Source organism: Paenibacillus sp. FSL R7-0198 (assembly GCF_038000415.1).
Taxonomy (GTDB): Bacteria; Bacillota; Bacilli; order Paenibacillales; family Paenibacillaceae; genus Paenibacillus.
Genome location: NZ_JBBOCB010000002.1, coordinates 199,722 through 218,538 on the forward strand (window position 1 = coordinate 199,722; position 18,817 = coordinate 218,538).

12 protein-coding genes are annotated in these 18,817 nt (G+C 45.6%); 2 read left to right on the plus strand and 10 right to left on the minus strand.

The window, feature by feature from the left end; all coding sequences use genetic code 11:
• Window positions 1-56 precede the first annotated feature (56 nt).
• The 5 genes from MKY87_RS30475 to MKY87_RS30495 form a co-directional block, all read right to left on the minus strand.
• A complete protein-coding gene (locus tag MKY87_RS30475; RefSeq protein ID WP_340967794.1) occupies window positions 57-1,229 on the minus strand; it encodes a GntR family transcriptional regulator in 1,173 nt (390 codons plus the stop codon).
• 153 nt (window positions 1,230-1,382) lie between these two features.
• Window positions 1,383-1,565 carry a sporulation protein Cse60 gene (locus MKY87_RS30480; protein ID WP_133384634.1) on the minus strand — a complete coding sequence of 61 codons (183 nt, stop codon included), beginning with the start codon at window positions 1,563-1,565 and terminating at the stop codon, window positions 1,383-1,385.
• Window positions 1,566-1,804: 239 nt separating this feature from the next.
• The gene (locus MKY87_RS30485) at window positions 1,805-7,051 is read right to left on the minus strand and encodes a S8 family serine peptidase (protein ID WP_340967758.1); all 5,247 of its coding nucleotides are present in this window, start codon (window positions 7,049-7,051) and stop codon (window positions 1,805-1,807) included.
• Between the two features lie 688 nt (window positions 7,052-7,739).
• A complete protein-coding gene (locus MKY87_RS30490; RefSeq protein WP_340967759.1) occupies window positions 7,740-9,182 on the minus strand; it encodes an exosporium glycoprotein BclB-related protein in 1,443 nt (480 codons plus the stop codon).
• Window positions 9,183-9,465: 283 nt separating this feature from the next.
• On the minus strand, window positions 9,466-10,926 hold the full coding sequence (locus MKY87_RS30495; protein WP_340967760.1) for an alpha-L-fucosidase: 1,461 nt from the start codon (window positions 10,924-10,926) through the stop codon (window positions 9,466-9,468).
• 122 nt (window positions 10,927-11,048) lie between these two features.
• Between MKY87_RS30495 and MKY87_RS30500 the strand changes: the two genes are divergently transcribed.
• Window positions 11,049-11,894 (plus strand): AraC family transcriptional regulator, encoded by an 846-nt coding sequence (locus tag MKY87_RS30500; protein WP_339784062.1) that lies wholly within the window; start codon window positions 11,049-11,051, stop codon window positions 11,892-11,894.
• Between the two features lie 26 nt (window positions 11,895-11,920).
• Here MKY87_RS30500 and MKY87_RS30505 read toward each other — a convergent pair whose 3' ends face one another.
• Together MKY87_RS30505 and MKY87_RS30510 are read right to left on the minus strand one after the other, a co-directional pair.
• Entirely contained in the window at window positions 11,921-13,009 is a 1,089-nt protein-coding gene (locus MKY87_RS30505) for a glycosyltransferase WbsX family protein (RefSeq protein WP_340967762.1), read from the minus strand.
• Window positions 13,010-13,070: 61 nt separating this feature from the next.
• Window positions 13,071-14,063, minus strand: a complete 993-nt coding sequence (locus tag MKY87_RS30510; protein WP_340967764.1) for a hypothetical protein — start codon at window positions 14,061-14,063, stop codon at window positions 13,071-13,073.
• Window positions 14,064-14,350: 287 nt separating this feature from the next.
• Between MKY87_RS30510 and MKY87_RS30515 the strand changes: the two genes are divergently transcribed.
• Entirely contained in the window at window positions 14,351-14,758 is a 408-nt protein-coding gene (locus MKY87_RS30515) for a hypothetical protein (protein WP_340967766.1), read from the plus strand.
• Window positions 14,759-14,868: 110 nt separating this feature from the next.
• On the opposite strand, the gene MKY87_RS30520 is transcribed toward MKY87_RS30515, so the two are convergent.
• The 3 genes from MKY87_RS30520 to MKY87_RS30530 are packed head-to-tail and all read right to left on the minus strand — an operon-like array spanning window position 14,869 to window position 18,809.
• Entirely contained in the window at window positions 14,869-16,218 is a 1,350-nt protein-coding gene (locus MKY87_RS30520) for a glycoside hydrolase family 30 protein (protein WP_340967768.1), read from the minus strand.
• A gap of 22 nt (window positions 16,219-16,240) precedes the next feature.
• A complete protein-coding gene (locus MKY87_RS30525) occupies window positions 16,241-17,884 on the minus strand; it encodes a sugar ABC transporter substrate-binding protein (RefSeq protein WP_340967770.1) in 1,644 nt (547 codons plus the stop codon).
• A gap of 37 nt (window positions 17,885-17,921) precedes the next feature.
• The gene (locus MKY87_RS30530) at window positions 17,922-18,809 is read right to left on the minus strand and encodes a carbohydrate ABC transporter permease (RefSeq protein ID WP_017688674.1); all 888 of its coding nucleotides are present in this window, start codon (window positions 18,807-18,809) and stop codon (window positions 17,922-17,924) included.
• Window positions 18,810-18,817 lie beyond the last annotated feature (8 nt).

Genomic DNA, 18,817 nt, shown 5'->3' on the forward strand with positions numbered 1-18,817 from the left:
AGACCTCGTTTCCACGAAGTCCCTCTTTAAACACAATAATTATAAAGCCGCTAAAATTAACCCTTTTGTTTCACCATACTCGTTGATTTGCCCTTCACCAAGCGGGCAGGCAAAATAACTCTGTTCACTGCCATTTCGTTGTTCTGCATACTTTGAAGCACCATCTCGAATGCCTGTTTTCCCATATCAAACTGGCTTTGTCTCATATGTGTTATACGGCTTCCTTCGGCAGCGTTTGGACTGTCAAAACAAATGATGGACATATCTTCCGGGATTCTCAGACCAAGCCGATCCGCTGCCTGCTCTGCAAGTAAAGCAATATGGTACTCCGCAGCAAAAAGTGCAGTAATCTGGGGGTATTTCTGTAAATGTTCCACCAATGTCTCCACATCACGGACCTCGACTTGAGGATCAAACACACTTGGCAGTGTCGAAAGAAAAGATTCTAACCACAGTTCCTTGTTCACCAGAACCCCTTGATCATGATGAGCCTCAATGATTCCTTCAATTCGTTCCTCAATCGGTGTAGTGTTCGCCGGAGGCTGCGTCAGAAAAGCGATATGTCGGTGACCGAGATCGAACAAATAATTCATCCCTTCTCGCGCCGCGCCTACATTATCCGTACTGACAGATGAAGCCGGAATGCCTTTCAAGTACCGATCAATCAGGACAAAAGGGAATTTGTTAACAACCAGTTTAAGAATCTCATCGCTGAAGTATTCACCCTGTGCCGGGAAAATAATCAATCCGTCCACACCCAGTTCCAGCAGTTCCTGAATGCTCTGTTCCTCCTGCTCGGGAATCCCGAAGGAGCGTCTAAGTACAAGAAAACAATCATGCTCTCGCGAAGCTTCTTCCATACCATATAACAGTTCTGTACCATACATATCACTGAAGTTAGTAATGACAAGACCAATGAGCAGCTTCTTCTCTGGATCTTTAACCGAAGCACGCGGAGCAAGTCTGTTAGGTCTTTCCTGTAACACATCTGCTGTATCGGCTACAAAAGAACCCCGTCCTGGCTGACGAACAATTAATTGTTCACTCGCCAGCATCTCAAGCGCTTTTTTTGTTGTAATCCGGCTAACTCCGAATTCATCACATAACTCCTTCTCCGAAGGAACACGCTCACCGACTTGATATTGATGAAGCTGTATCCGTTCGCGCAAGGATTCAAAGATCTGTTCATACATCGGCTTCGATGCCGAATCTTTCCCCAATACAAGCACCTCCATAAATACCCATACTTCTCATGTTCTACATCCTAATATATCATGTTATATCATTAATGTGAAGAAAGAGACGGCTCACCTTGTGTCCTATGAGAGCAAAAGAAAAAGCATCCCGATGGATGCTTCATTTCCAAAAGTTCATTATTAAATTTATTTGGCGTAGATAACCATAGCCGAATAATGATTTATAACGTAACCTCCGTTAGTAACGGATACTTCAGAATACTTGATATCCACTACATTCACAGTATTGATCCCATTTAAAAATTCATTCATTTCTTTCTCCAACTCTACAGTACTTGTATTTTCAAATATTCTCACTTGTGTTCTCATCGTTCATCTCCCTATCCATCTAATAATGACTTAAGGGATATTATACGTCTTTGATGCATTTAGGTCGCATATCAAACTTCGCTGTGTATCAGGGATAAATGGTTTGATAGCCGAGTAATCTTAGGCGTCAGATATGAATTGATACAACAAAAAGCCGACAAGCCCTGATACCCTCGGCTTATCGACTTCTTGCTTAGATGGTCAAAATGCAGTTATCATCCATGTCACACTTTTCATAATTAAGGTTGCAGACCCTCAGCGGACGGTGGATCTACTTCTGTTTCAGTCTCTTCAGAGGTCGTATCTGGTTCTGGAACTGATTGTTCTTGTGCTGCGCTGACGAACAATCGTCCAGCTGCTTCAGCCTCTACTTTGTTGCCTGCTGCATCCTGAGCGCGAATCACAATGACTCCCCCCTCAAGAACAAGGGATGCAGGTGTTGTGTACGTACCCGTGTAACGACCAGGCTCAGTCTCCACCAATGGAATCTCTCCTGCCCCTTGGGCATTCAGATTCAAGGGTAACTGAATACGGAAAGATGCTTGCAGACCAGGTTTACTGTCAAATGAAACGGTAACACTCTCCCCTGATGTGATTCGCACATCCTCAGCCGGAGTAGTATTCGTAAGTTCTGGCAACACCGTCTCCACATAAACGGTGCGTGTTACGGTTGTTTTGTTGCCAGCGATATCGGTTGCCGTGATGGTAATTGTGTTCTCGCCTTCATTGACCAATACGCGGTGACTGAAGCTTCTGTCTTTGCCCACTTGTACGGTTTGTCCGTTAACGGTTACCTTATCGAGGAATTGTTCCACGACATTACCCGTTACGTGAACAACTTCTGCATTGATGCGATCCCCTTGAGCTGGGGTAACAATCGTCAATTGCGGTTTGGTCTGATCCAGAATAATGACAACGGGGAGTGAACGGTCGGTTGTTTTACCGTCTACCACTGCCTCAGCAGTAATCGCATTAATGCCAGAACGGAGTTTCACACCATATGAAAACTTCCCATTCGCTACCGTTGTTGTACCTGCCAGATCCTTGCCGTTGTAAAACTTGATCTGGGCGCCGGATGCTGGAGACGTTCCCGACACGGTGAAGGTTGACTGATTCGTATACGTGTTCGCAGGGGCTGTGAGCACCGGTGCATTTACCGGATATCTCACAACTGCACGAATCATGTAGTTACCTTCTTCTGCAGGTGAAGTGCTCCATGCGCCACCTACTCGCTGCCAGCTTCGACCTGCATTCGTACCATTCTCATCAGTAGCCAGTCCCGGAGCACCAGTTCCAGCTACACTCTGAACATACACGATATAGAAGTCGCCCGTTACAATGACCGGTTCCGGGAATTCAACGGTTGTCCATTGATCGTTACGAAGTGCAGTACCGTCAAATGGTCCAGCCAGTTGTCGTCCCGGAGCGCCGCCAGTACCCGAAGCATCATAGACGGCATATTGGAACGCTGTACCTCCAGGTACAGGCCATTCGCTGTTCCAGAATCGGAACGATGCACCTGTCAGTTGAGCGGTCTCCAGCTCTGGTGTCATTCGAACCGCCCAAGCGTTATCCGCAGCGTTAAAAGCTCGTGCGTTCTCTGCTGTTCCATCATCATAAGCAATTTCCCCAGGGAAACCGATGAATGGTTTCAAGGCAACATTTGCCTCAGCTGTACCATTACCAGGGACAGTAACAGTAACGGTTTTACTGTAATAATCAGCAGCCCGGATGGACAGGGTATAACTTCCTTCCAATACCTGAATATTGAAGCTGCCATCTGAACCTGTGCGAACTTCACCTACATTGGCATCTTCCATCACGAGAACGGAAGCATCAGCCAGTGGTTGTCCTGTCCGCTCATCTGTGACTACACCTTCAATCTGCCCATGCGGGATTGCCTCCAGATTAAAGTTGGCTTTGGCACCACTGCCATCGGTGATCGTTACCTGCTGAGTTCGAGGATAATATCCATATGCCTCAGCTTTTAACGTGTAATCACCTGCTACGTGTGTGAAGCTATACTTGCCTGTAGCTGAATCTGTCTTCACCGAACGTCCGGTTTCCAGTACGGTAACCGTTGCACTTGCAGGCAGGCTTTGTGGATTAACCGAACCTGTTCCTGGTTTTTCAACTTCCGGTAATTGCTGTTTCGTTTTGTTAAATTCCGCTTTGTCAGTCCGCGAAATTTTGTACCATGGGTTATCATAGGACGGTTTCGGTTTGTCGCTGTTAAGCACAACCGCACTGTCCTCCGTTACCGTCTCCGCAGCAACTCCCAGTACACGGAAATCATCAATGAACCAACCTGTCTTCACAACACTGTTGTCTGAGGTCAGACGGAACCGGAATTGCACTTCATTGCCGGTAAGTGTATCCAGGTCATAAAATACCGGTGTCCATTGTTTACCGTTTGTACTATGTGAGAATTTGCCCAGTTCTGACCATGTCGTTCCACCATCCTTGGTAACTTCCACATAACCGTAGTCGTATCCACTCTCAATCTCGTACCAATGATTAAACGTAAGTGTTCCTTCGGATACATCCGTCAAATCAACAACTGGAGATACGAGTGAATAGTTGGAGCCATTCTCGTACGTATTGTCGAGATCAGTCGCCCAGACATTTGGCGGAGAAACGGCGCTTGCAGGTCCCGTTACCGGAATGCCTCGTTCCCACTCATCTTTGGTTCCTGAATGAGTCCAGCCATTATCATCACTACCATCGAAATGATCAATGTAGATATCCTGAGGCACATCCACTGTAATGGAGACCTCGTTCGATTTGTCACTTTCATTACCACTATAATCAAGTGCGGAAACGGTATAGTAATAGGTCGAATCTGTCACCGTAGCCGTATCCGTAAACGTTGTTCCTGTTGCAGTTCCAATGGATTCATAACCTGCACCTGCGGTTGTGGAGCGATATACGATATAGGATTCGAGATCCTCATCGCTCGGACCAGTCCAGCTCAAGGCTACGTTGCCCAGAATATCAGCGGTTGCAGTTAATCCCGCTGGAGCTCCTGGTGCAAGATCATCCAATTCTTCAACTGCGAAATCATCAATGTACCAACCAGCCTTTTGCACCGAGTTATCACTGGTCAGATTGAATTTGATAAATACCTGCTGTCCCGCGTATTCGCGAAGGTCGACATATTGTTTCTTCCAGTTCCCACCTGTACCCGTGAAGCTTAACAACTCTTCGAACACATAGTCGCTGTCCTCGGAAGCGATATATACCTTGCCAAAGTCGATGTTATTCTCCAGATCATACCAGTGTTTGAAGGATAATAACGCGCCTTCTGGACTCTCGGTGAGATCAATTGGTGGCGCAAGCAGATATGCATTGCTATTCGCCACATAAGTCCCTTGCAGATTGGTTGCAATCACCTTGTCACCGGAGTATGCACTTCCAGGACCACTGGTTGGTGCTCCCCATACCCAAGTACTTCCGGTTCCGCCTGTCGTGAAGCCCAGCTGATCTTCTTCAAAATCCTGAAGATATCCTGGCTGAACACCATTGGACACAGCCACTTTATATACCTGACTTTCGAAGCCGTTGTTGCCGTAGTCGTTAACGCGGATATAATACTCCACACCTTGTGGCTCAATGAGAAATGCCGGAATGGTCGCTGTGTACGTACCATCTTTGTTATCTCCAGCAATCCGATTCATCGGCAGATAGACGTACTGGTTGGTACCTGTCGTTTTGGCAAAAGCCTCGACGGAGACTACCGCGACGTTATCTGTCACATGAGCGGTTAATGGTATATCGATGCCTGTAAAGGCAGAATTAACAGGGGTGTGTGCCAGTACCGGCTCTTCCAGATCATCTCCGGCCGTAACCACTCTGCCGGATACTGTGCCGATCCCTTCGAGTACAGAACCTACAGCATCAAGGGCATTAATAATGCCGTGACCATAGCCGTTATTAGGAGATGTCGGATATTGACTATCTGTTCTCGGCGTGGCTGTATCTGTAATGATCTGCTCCAGCTGATCCACTGTAAGGGAATGATTGGCTTGAAGAAGAAGTGCAGCAAGCGCAGTTGTATGTGGGCCTGCCATGGATGTTCCGTTCCACCCTCCCTCATATACACCGCCCGGAACTGCTGAGCGGATATTCACACCAGGGGCAGATACTTCCGGTTTGATCTCACCATACGGGGATGGGCCCAGCAAGGAGAATGAAGCCAGGTTTCCGTTGATATCGGTTGCTCCTGTAGCAAAACTTTCAGGATAGTTCGCCGGGTTAGCAACAGAACCAGGTCCGCCCGGGTTACCCAGTCTCACATTTCCTGCGGAGAATTCTGGGAAAATCTGAGCATCACGCCAGGCTTGCACCATCGGTCGGAACCACTCATCCAGTCCTGCTCCTCCGCCCCATGAATTGTTGACAACATCCGGTGCAAGTTCAGGATGCAGATTGCCTTCCGCATCCACCGGAGCAATCAACCATTGTCCGCCATCCAGAATAATGGCATCTGTTGTTTCCGGATTGAATATCCGTACACCAATCCACTTCGCACCGGGAGCAACCCCGATCTGGTTGGTGCCATCTGCTTCGGAGCCAACCATCGTACCCATCGTGTGAGTACCATGCCCGTCTCCGTCCGCAGGGAGGGAAGCATTACTGTGCGGATCATACCAGCTCAGTTCGGGATCAACGATATTACCCGAAGCATCCAGTCCCCGCCATTTGCTGCGAAGCGCAGGGTGGGTATAGTCCACACCACTGTCCAGATTGGCAACAACAATCCCTGTTCCATCGATGCCCCGATCCCACACGGCTGGCGCATTGATGTAATCCAGGTTCCATTCCACGTTCTCTGTCGCAAGCTTGTCCTTTGTAGCAGGCTCTTTGTCTTTGACTCCGACTGCAGAGTCTTTAGTTGGCGTTTGGACAGCATCTTTGCCTGATACCGCATTCGCCGGTTCTTTACTCACTTCGGCTTTCTGTAAGTATCGTGTCTCATTTGGTAGAATCTTCTCCACCTCAGGCAGCAGCGCAATCTGTTCCATGACTTCTTTGGTACTCGTTACTGCCAGTGAATTGACAATAAAATAGCTTTTATATTCTTTGACCTTACCCAGGTCAACTTCCTTTTCCAGATAAGTTTCCAATGGATATTGTGTACGCGAGGCCGTTTCTCGCAGAGAGCTGACGACCGAATTACGAACGGACAGCTTTGTGGCTGAAGCCGTTTGTTTGGCGATGGTCGCCTTTTCAAGGGCCTGTTTGGAGACTGCTGCTGTATCCACCTGTTCCTTCATTTTCACCAGATAGGTAACATATTCACTACCTTCGAATTCTTTGGTCAACTTGGCGTTTACTTTGGACTCCGAAACATTGGCAAGTCCAGATTTCATATCCAATTTGGATGATGTGGAGTTTTCAGCTGAAACCGGATGAATGATCGAAAATGCAAGGAGAAGCGAGAGCCCCATGGAGATGGGCTTGCGTAACCGATTAATCTTTATCAAACTTTTCCACTCCTTTTACCCGGTTTTTTAATTTAGTCTGGTACATATACCCTTCTCTGCAGAATAAAACGGTAAAATAACCTTTATTGCGGACGAAATAGATACCATGGATTTCACATAAAGCCTCACCTCCTTTGCAGGTCTGGTTAGGGAACAATATGAGTCAGAAGAGATAACAGATCAGTCTATGATTTTTGACTTGGAAGTTTAGGAGATTGAATGAATCGGATTAAACCATGTGAGTGAATAGTTTGGGTGTTTGAATAATGCAATGAGAGTGAATGTCGATAAGCATTCATGTGGAAGGGTAATCTGGAGCGTTAGCAGAACGCTTGCTAAGGAGTGGTCAATATGACTTTCGATCGTGATTCGAGTGAGTAGTTAAACATTTTAATTACATATAATAGTCGATTAGGAATTTAATTGGATTTTATTGGTATAGTATAAAATCATTATTCGATATATACAAGCACTTTATTGAAAAATATAGAAAATAAGTCTATTTAATGCTTTTATGTGTCTCATGTCGCTTACACATTTCAGCTTATTTTTCGTATTCCTGCATGTTTTTGATGAATAATAGGTTTTAGTAGTTCTATATAACCAAGACCTGATACTCAAAATTTCAAACCAAGAAAATGAACGACATGAGAACTCTCATGTCGTTCATATCAAAATTTATATCTCATCATGTAATGTTCACGCCGCCACTTGCATAACCAACAACGGTATTCACAAGACTAAGTCCAGTTGCCGTTGCGGAGAATACAAGCAGAAGACGTGTCTGTGCAGTCACAGGTATAGTCAATCCGGTGGTTATGCCATTGGAGATGCTACCCAAAGCAATGATACCGGTGAGTGGAGGTACCAGTGTAACGACGGCCCCTGGAACCGCAGTAAATGCATTATCAGGTGTAGGTGAACTGAATAATTGCGCAGTGATGGTCACCGTTGAACCGACCAAGGCCAAGGCTGCTGTGGTACTAAAATAGGCAGCAATGGAAGTTATAACGCCATCCCGTGGGACAGAGAACGCAAAGTTAATGAGTGGTCCGACAATCGTTCCCGTTAAATCAATGGTGCCACCCAGAATGCTTACTCCTGTTGCCGAGCTGCCGAAACCGATAAGGCTTGTCGTTCCGACCAGTCCACCAAGAACCGTTGTTAATATGGCAGGTCCGCCAGAAGCAAACGGTATGATGGCGCCCGAACCCGTAGCTCCTGTAACACCAGTGCTGCCAGTTACTCCCGCAATCCCAGTTGCGCCGGTAGCCCCGGTGACTCCCGCAAGTCCAGCTGCCCCGGTAGCCCCGGTGACTCCTGCTACGCCAGGATCACCAGTTGCTCCTGTAACGCCAGCTGCCCCAACAGCTCCTGTACTCCCCGTTGCCCCTGTCGATCCTGTTGCGCCACCTGCTGGGCCTGCCGCACCCGTTGCTCCAGTAACACCTGTCGCACCTGCTGGTCCCTGGGCACCAGCAGCTCCCGGTGTACCAGCTGGACCTACACCACCCTGAGAACCAGCAACGCCTGCCGGGCCTTGTGGACCAGGTACGCCCTGAGGACCCGCTGGTCCTGCAGGTCCTGCCGGACCTTGACTCCCTATGTTTCTAAGCCCTGATGTGATAGCCAATTCGGTCGCCCGGATCAAAATGACCAGTTGATCTTTCTCAGCCGAATCGATATTCCCCTGTAAAATGACAGATAGGAGCACATCCAGCAATTGCTGCAAATTGGTTCCCACACTGATTGGAGAAAATGGAACGGCCTCTGCAGATACAATGGTAAGCTCCAAGACCGCTTCGAGATCTGCCTTGGTTCCCTTTTTCAAATCCGAATGATGAACCAGAGCCAGTAATTTACGCAGTACCTCAATCAGAAGTGAAACATTGTGAGGCGTGGGATTGGCAAAAACCTGTACAATTGCTCCCTTCAACTCACCAATTAATTTGAGAAGCAATTCGGCTTCTTTGTCAAAACACTTATGATGGTGGTTATTGTGGTGGTTATTGTGGTGGTTATTGTGCTCGTGATGGTGTTCTTTGTGCTGCTCTTGGGGATGGTCACAGTCCTCAGCTTTTTTTTTCTTAAATCCGCTCCAACCATATCTGATGCGTTTCTTTGGTTTCATCTTTTTTGCAGATCCTCCTTAGTGAGTCTCAATCATTCCATTACAGGCGAACATCACTGGTTTGATGATATCAGTATATTAGCAAGAAAGAATTTCGTGATTATTATATAAGTAAGTTTCCGAATTACCGTTTTCAGCTTGGAGCAGCCTCCATTATCATGGAGAGGATTTTGCATGGAAGTCAGCCCTGTGTATAGCCCAACCAAAAGAGCGCTATCCGATGAGTACAATACTCCTGGATGCGCCCTTTTTATATTTACAGTAGTTAATTTATCTTTGTTGATTAGTCCAATTTAATTTTGAAAACAATTGGCGCATTACTTTTCACAGTTGTTGTTGTGATCGTCAGTGCGTCCGCTGTTCTCTCCCATTGCGGCTGTTCTTCATAGCCAAGTACCTGAATATCTTGAATGACCCCTTGAAAATGGTGAGAATTTTCCTTCAGGGATTTAATCTGCACCACCCCATTATCTGGATAGGCAAGAACCGTGGCATACAGACTGCTTTCTTTTAACGTAAAACGTATATCTTCACTCGTAAATATCTTCGTATCCCCATCCGTGAATTGCCCTTCCTTCACCTCTGTCGGACCCTCGCCAAACGTACGCCAGAATGACGTGTCATAGATCGCTTCCCCATTCACTTCCAGCCACTTGCCAATGCTCAGCAAAATGTCGCGATCTTCATCCGGTATGCTGCCGTCTGCTTTGGGACCAATATTCAGCAGTAAATTCCCGTTTTTGCTTACAATATCGACGAGATCCCGAATAATCTCCTCAGCCGTTTTATAGTTATTATTTTCCGTATAACACCATGAGTTTTTAGCAACAGCTGTATCCGTTTGCCAAAAATAGGGCTTGAGCTCAGCGAACTGTCCCCGCTCCACATCCGGAACGGCACTACCAAACATGTAGGCCTCATGTTTATAATTGATAGCTACAGGCACACCCCACTCTTCGCCTTTGTTATAATAATAGGCAGCAAATTTTTTTAGATAGGGTTTGAACGCAACCGTTTGAATCCACCAATCAAAATAGAAGACCTTTGGCTGATATTGATCAACCAGTTCACAGCAGCGAATCAACCAGTCCTCCAGATACTCCTCGGTTGGAGGTGAGTCATACAAGTCGAAGTGATCCTTGGGTTCAGGCATGGCAGGCCAATAGAAATCCCCACGCGCCAGAGGTTCCTTAATATCTGAATCAAACTCCTTCCCGTGAGACATGAAGAACCAGTGCTCGGCGCGGTGAGACGACACACACAAGGTCAGCCCCTGCTTCTCGTATGCAACCTTCATCTCGCCCAGAAGATCCCGTTTGGGGCCCATTTCATATGTGTTATAGTGAGAGATAGAGCTTTTGTACATCTGAAAACCATCATGGTGCTCAGCCACAGGCATAACATATCTGGCTCCAGCCTGTTTGAATAACGTTGCCCATTCATCTGCATTGAACTTCTCTGCTTGAAACATCGGAATGAAGTCTTTATATCCAAAGTCCTTATGAGGTCCATACACCTCAAGGTGATGTTCATAAGCTTTGGTGCCTTGTATGTACATATTTCGCGAATACCATTCGCTATCATAGGCCGGTACAGAATATAGCCCCCAGTGAATGAATATGCCGAATTTCGCTTTTGGGTACCATTCGGGTACTTGAAAGGCGCTAAGCGAACTCCAGTTGTCCTTGAATTTACCGCTCTCAATCGTTGCTTCGATATGTTGCAAATATTCGTTTTTGTCCATGAGATGTTCTCATCCCTTCTGTTATTGTCTGTAGTTGTATTGTAGTGCTAAGGCCGAAGGATAGACATGCAGAACACTAACTTTTAGATGGACAATAATAACCTTGTATGGAGATGAAAAGTATGAATCACCAAACTTTGCTTACGAACTACCTGTCCAATCTCCAAGTCGAATTATTCATGGTCAACTACAATCGGTGCGATACGGATTGGCGGGATCTGGATTACACGCCCGATTACAGCAAGTTTTATTTCATATGCGAAGGTGAAGGTTGGCTCAAAATTGGGGATGAGGAGTATTATCCTGCGCCTAATCAGCTTATTCTAATGCCAGAGGGGATCAAACAGTCATACTCTGCCATTAATGAAAGTCCTTTTCTCAAATATTGGTGTCACTTTAGCGCAAAGGTTGGGGGAATCAATTTGTTCCAAATTCTGAAATTCCCACGCATCTGTACGATAGATCAACCTGAGTTGGTTCAAGCAATCTTCAGCAGTATCCTTACATATGCAAAATCCGATGAAGTCTATGCCCATATGATGGCCAAGAGCAAACTGACCGAGTTACTATCCCACTATCTAATGAATCTGGATCTGGATCAGATCTCTTTTATTAACGTTCCTGTCATGGAGAAACTGTCCACCATTCTGGCATATATTGATTCCAACATTGAAGAGAATATTTCGGTTCAGGATCTGGCCCAGATCGCCTACATGCATCCAAATTATTTCATTCGATTCTTCAAGCAGCAGATTGGAGTTCCTCCGATCCTCTATATTACTGGTAAAAAAATCGATAAGGCCAAGGAGTTGCTGGCCTGCACCCCGAACACAATAACTGCCATCGCCGAGCATCTCGGTTTCAGTGATTTGTATTATTTCTCCAGACAGTTCAAAAAGCATACAGGGCTAACTCCAACGGAGTACCGCAAACAAAAAACAGTACTGACAACGAAACATGGTCTATAAATAAGCTCACTTCAGAGAGAGTTCCCTCATTCGGAACTCCCTCTTATAGACTTGTTTCTATTCAATTGCTCATGCTGAGTTACTTTCTTGAGTTCTCTCAAATAAGCATAACCATAGTTTTGATCCGGCTCAAGATATGCCCCTTCCGCCCACTCGTTCCAGGCATTAACAAAAAGATATTCACTTTTGTACAGTGTCCTTGCTCTCTCCATCTGCCTTGATAGATACAGCCCAAACTTCTCTGGAGTAGCACCGAGCGTACTCTGTCCGTCAACGCCTCTCCGCGGTGTATTATCCCAATTGACAAAAGCACCTGGATAGACAATTTCTCCGTTACGGTGTGGTGTTCGTTCGAGAATGGAGGACCAAACCTTGTCGTAATTCACAGCAATATGCTGCTGTCCCTTGATGTTCATTCCGATCCAGATTCCATTCATATGTCCATGTGCAAACGTATAATGCGGTTCAAATTCCATACTCGCATCAAAGATCTGACGATTAAATGTAGGGAATCCACCAATGGTCTGCACAAAATGGATCCCTTTCAGGCCATGCTTCAAAGCCAATTCACGCCAAAACTGAATCATTTCCTCACATTGCGGAATACTCGCTGGTCGATAGATCAGAAATAAAGGCTTACCTTGCACTCGAATATATCGTTTGTCCTTAAATACTTTTACCAGATAATTAAAATGTTCTTCCCAATCATCTCGATCCCCATAGTTCTGGGCCATGAGAATATCGGATTCTTGCCCATCCCATTTTCTTGTCCATGTCTCATTGGCCCAAGACAAACAAAAGGGAAAATCAGGCTCCCCACTTTCCAGAATTTCATTCACTGGTTTTTCCAGCAAACGCTTGCCTTTGAACCAATAATGATAATAACAAAATCCATAAATGCCATGCTGTTTAGCCGTTTCCGCTTGCCACTTTCGTACATCTGGATCGGAAAGATCATAATAGTTCCCCTGAAACGGCTGCTTAGGCTGATAATGACCCGAATATAAAGACGTGGCTTTTTTTACATTCGTCCATTCAGTAAAACCGTCCCCCCACCATCGGTCGTTCTCCTCAATCCGGTGAAATTGGGGCAGATGCAGAGCAATTACCTTCAATCAGAACTCCTCCAATGCAGCAACATGATGCAGCCTACGCTCCTGTGATTTTTGGGATGATTTATATGAAAATGATATCCAGCAGTCGCAATGTTTTTTGTAGATGGGATTGATTATATTTCATGTATGCCAGAGCATGGCTAGCGGCCAGTCTCCTTGCATCAACACTCTGCCAGTAATGTTCAAACTTCTGAGTGAGTTCTTCACAAGAGTTGTATTGTTGAAAGTTACTAAGGTCAATCCCGTTGCTCTGATTCACAGATGGGCCTATGAGCTGAAACGTCCCACATGCGGCAATTTCCATCACGTTTTTGATTGATTCCCCACCATGAATAACCAGTTTGCTTCCGTTATATAACATCTGACGAGCTTCATTCATATGAACAGGCTTGAAATCCCCGATCTGTGCCCAACCCTTTCCATCCACCCGAACCTTTTTGTTATCCATAAGACCTGATTTGGCAATTGCGGTGACGATGCCATCCGGTTCTGCATCCCCGATGATATAAACATCCGATTCATACTCCGGGGGAACAGCTTGCGGACAGAATATATGTGGATCAGGCGGCATGAACAGTTCATGACTACCAGTGCTTCCCATATGCTGCTGATCATCGCTTATTTGCGTTGAATGTTGTGTAAACACGTGATCAAAAATCGGTAGAATAGTTTCGCTTTGATTCACCTGTTGATCGGCAGACAACCAGATTGCCTTCTTCACGGTTGATGTCCTTAATGCTGTGATATTCTCATCCGGCAAGTTTTCTTCGCTTCCGATGACCATAATCAGGTCAACATCATAAGAAGATAAACAGGCTGACACGGATTCGATATATTTAATCTCATTTACATTTCTCACGAGATGTTTCAGACTCTGTTCAATCAGGACGCAATGTGATGACATTTCTCGGTCATTACAAGGAGTAATAAGAAGCACATTTAACTCTTTATAGATCACTTTTGGCACTTCTCGGGCAGGTATGCTTCCCACCTGCATCATTTTCAGCCATTGCTGATTCAGTTCCAATTGTTGTACTTCCATATGTTTACGCATGGATTTGAGTTTCCTGTTCAGAACCACATTCATCTGTCTCAGGAATAACCGGTTCGCATCATGAACTGAACGTTTCTTTTTCGTGGACTTAACCTGCGTTCTTAACTTCTTTCGGATAACAAACCCTCCTGTTCCATGCGAAAACATTCTCTGCCTACAATATGCACGAAATAGTGTTTCGCTAACTCTTTTTTTGCAAAAGGGGCTTTATCCCAAGTATATAATGTGTGGCCACCCGGATCATTCCAGATCTTGTCCTCATAGAATATATGAATACTGTATAGGAGATGATATCTTTGCCAACATTTGATAGTATCCTTGTCACCGGCAATCAGACGATAAATCAAAATCTGCACGTTAATGGTAATCAAACCGTTGGTGTCGATCTACAAGTCAATGGTAGTCAGACCATAGCAGGCAGCCTTCAAATCAACGCCAGCTCCTCGATTGTCAACCATTTGGGTGTAGGCGGAGTAATTGAAGCTGGAGATAGCGTTAAGGCCGCTACACAATTAATGGCACTCAATCAACCTACTCTTCCAATCTCCCTACCTGTTTTGCAACAACTCAGATATTACAATCCTGGTGTTGCAGGTCAACCCGGTCTGGTCTTAACAGGGACTGCTGGCAACCAATATATCCTGTTCGTTGATGAGAGTAGCGGGACACCCCATCTCGCCATTCAGCCCGTATAATATAGCCATGAATCAGTTGAATTTCACCAAAAGAAGCGATATCCGTGTACACTCTGGATATCGCTTCTTTTGGTTTCTTTTCTAATGAAGCCTGGTTATAACTCATCCATTTATAAAACTGTGATTAATACGGACAAGACACTCTTGCTTTCCAGCTGGAACTGCATCAATACATCGTCCCGCAGCTTAACCTGTACGTTGCCCGTCTCCTCCCCATCATTGAAGAGGACTAATGCTACGGAACCATCGACATTCTTAAAAGCCACAGAACAAATTCCATCATCACTGGATGTTGATTCGATCCGAACAGCCTTCGGACGGATCACAGCACTGAAATGAGCCAGAGCATAATAATCAAGTGTATACGTAAGTTCCTTTGTTTGCTGATTCACCTGTACGATCCCACGACACGTACTGCGGCCAAATCCAGGAACGGTCGGCCCGTTCTTCTCATCAAGCGCCATATTCCAAAGTACAAAAGACTTGCTGTAATTACGAAGAATCTGAATTCCTGTTCGTATCACATTCGAGAAAGCTTGCTCAAATGGCGGAATCCACTCTCCACCCGAACCTTCAGTGAAGTGTACTTCTTTGCCTGCAAAAGCTTCATAAACCTTCGTTTGAGCAGAAGCATCTCCCCCGTACCAATGCCAGGCTACGCCATCCACTTCCTCTCCAGCTTGTTCAAGTACGGTCAGGGGATAGTCCGGTTGATCCCAGTTGTGATCGTAACAGAGAATCTTGGTTTGAATATCGTTTTGCACAAAGGCTGGTTTAAGATGGTTTTTGATAAAATCTGCTTGGGCCTCGGCTGGCATCAACATACCCGGATAGTGCCCGGGTTCATACAGCGCCTCATTCTGTGGTGTGATGGCATGGATCGGTAATCCATGCTCTGCATACGCTTGAACGTATTTCACGAAATATTCAGCATAAACGGGATACCATTCAGCCTTCAACTGTCCGGTGATCATTGATCCGCTCGTTTTCATCCAGCCGGGTGCACTCCATGGTGAAGCAAATAGCTTCAGTTCAGGATTCAATGCCAACGCCTTTTGCGTTAAAGGAATAACGTCACCTTCATCATGTGCAATGCTGAATTGGGTTAATTCCGGGTCTGTCTGCTGTTCTGGCATATCGTTATAACTGTATATCGTTCTCGCATAGTCCGAAGCGCCCATCGGATTACGGATGACCGACAGCCCAATCCCTTTCTCCGGATGGAAGAGCCGGGTCATGACCTCATCACGCTGCTCCTCACTCAAGATTTGGTTGATCAAATAGGCAGATGAATCGGTAAAAGAAGCACCAAATCCGTCCATCTCCTGATACGTTAGCTGATCATCCAGATGGATCGTCGTTGTCTCCTTATCAGCATCCAGTGGTTTCAATTGCTCTTGGGGTAGAGATACGAATAAATCTTCTTCACCCGTAGATTTGTACATTTTGAATGTAGTCATAGGATTCTCCTTTGTATTTCTATTATTGAATGCCTAGTTTCTCTTTGTTCAATTTCATCTTTTCACTACGTACCTTCACAATCTCTTCCCACCGATTTTCACCTAAAAATGATTTGTAAGAAGCCAGTGCACTGTCATACGAGGCATCATCCTTGGAACGTACCATACTGACCAGTGTTGTATTCCACTTCGTATTGATTGCTGACAACGCACGAGCTTCAGGTGTACCTTGATCCGGGCTAATATTCTCCAGAATGAAGTGTGGTTTCAGCTTGCCTTTGCCCCACTCCTGCATCTGTTTAATCGCTTCCGGAAAAGCATCTGCACTGAGTGCTTTGTGGCGGTCATGACCGAAGAACATAAATTCACCCATCCGATAATCCTTTTTGAATTGATCCGCGTTATTGAGTTGCAGGTCTTTAACTGCTGGCAGCAATTCTACACTACCGTCGGCTTTGGTTTGGTAGGTTTCCCCCTCGATCCCGTAATTCATAAGTGTCTGTCCTTCTTCACTCAGCAAGTATGTGAATATCTGAATGGCCTTGGCCGGATCTTTACAGTCCTTGGAAATGAAATTGATCATCCACCCCGTTATCCCGGATTGATTCAATGTTGGTGCATTGCCTTTGGTGCTCTGCGGTCCATCGATAGCAACATATTCTTTGCCTGGATTGGCACTCATGTAGATTTGCAAGTTTCCTCCTTGTTGAGGTGTACCGTCAAGCAGCATGGTCGCATATTTACCGGACTTCACTTTTTCCTCAAAAGCGGTTCCATCATCGGCAAAACTGTCATCACTGATATTGCCGTCTCTATACACTGTGTTCAATGTTTTCAACCACGTGAGGTAATCTTCATCCAGATTGCGATCATAGAATTCTCCTGATTCGGTCTCCAACGGAACACCGATGAAATCTTGCAACGTATCCCCGAGTGAACCTGTTCCTTCACCAATGGAGTTGAATCCAAACGGAATCAGCGCAGGGAACTCTTGCTTAATTCGTTTCATCACACTCTGGAATTCTTCTGGTGTTCCAATAACAGGGCTGCCCAATGCTTCGTACACATCTTTACGAATGATAAATGCCGTCTTGGCAGGAATGTTACCGCTATCATAATCCTCTTGCGTATTGGAATAGTTCGGGTAACCATACGTTTTACCATCCGCCAATTGGAACCAGTTCAATGTATCGGCAGCCGCAACTTTATTGAAGTAAGGATCATATTTTTCCGCCAGATCATTCAGCGGCATAGCCCAGGTTGCAGCTTTTTGCACCACTGGAGAATTGGAGTCAAATACGGTCAGCAAGTCAGGCATATCTCCACCCGCGAAAAAGGTGTTTAACTTGGTATCATCACCCGTGATGAATTTAATATTGATGTTCAGATCCTCTTTGATTTTCTTGGTAACAATGTCCTTGCCAAAATCAGTGTTCCACCAGTCAGCATTGACGTACCACGTCAGGTCGGTAGCCTCTTCCTTTTTATCCAACTGCCAAGCCGGCTTTTCCGGGTCAACCGTATACCGATCTTCAATGGAAACCCAGTTTCCTTCACTGGAGCCCCCAGATCCACCACTGCAACCTGTAATCATAAGTACGGTTGTGAGTAGTGTTGCGAGCAATTTAACCCCTTTTTTTCCTGATGCCTTGTTCAACTTCAACATGTTTTTGTTCCTCCTCAAAATGGGATAGTTGTTGCTCCTATTCCTTGACTGCTCCGAGCATCATTCCCGAGATAAAGTATCTCTGAACGATGGGATAGATCAGCACGATAGGGAGTGTTGTAATGACAATGGTGGCCAACTGCACGCCTTTGGTCGTTGTTTCAATGACAGCTGAACCTCCGACATTTTGCATGGATTGTGTCTGTGACTGAACGATAATCTCGTACAACATCATCTGAAGTGGATACAGTGACTGATCGGTAATGTATAACTTGGTTGTCATGAAGTCGTTCCATTGCCCCACCCCATTAAATAGCGCAATTGTAGCCATAGCAGGCATGGAGAGTGGAATGAATATTTTCAGGAAAATATGCCAATCCCCTGCACCGTCAATCTTGGCCGATTCTTCCAGCGAATCCGGAACATTCCGGAAGAAATTCATCAGAATCACGACATCATAGAAGCTGAACAACGCCGGAATAATGTACACCCAGAAGCTGTTTAACAATCCAAGTGATTTGATTAACAGGTATGTCGGGATCATGCCGCCCGAGAAGAACATTGTAATAACACCCATGGCAACGTATAATTTACGGCCTCTTATGTACTTTTTGCTCAGACCGTAACCAACCATGGCACAGAAGAACACATGTGTAACAACGCCAATCGTTGTTTTGGACACCGATATGAAGAAGGCCTGCCAGATGCCCTGATCATTGAATACAGCTCTGTAATTCTCCAGCGAGAATTCCGGTGACCAGAAGATGAATCCACCTTCCGCCAGTGCCTTGCCTGAACTAAAGGAAGAGATGATGACATTCCAGAGCGGAACCAGAATAACGATCGTACAGATGATTAGCAAAATCATATTTAACGTATCAAAGATCCGACTATCGAGATCTTCTTTTGCCACCTTTCCATTCACGCGGGATG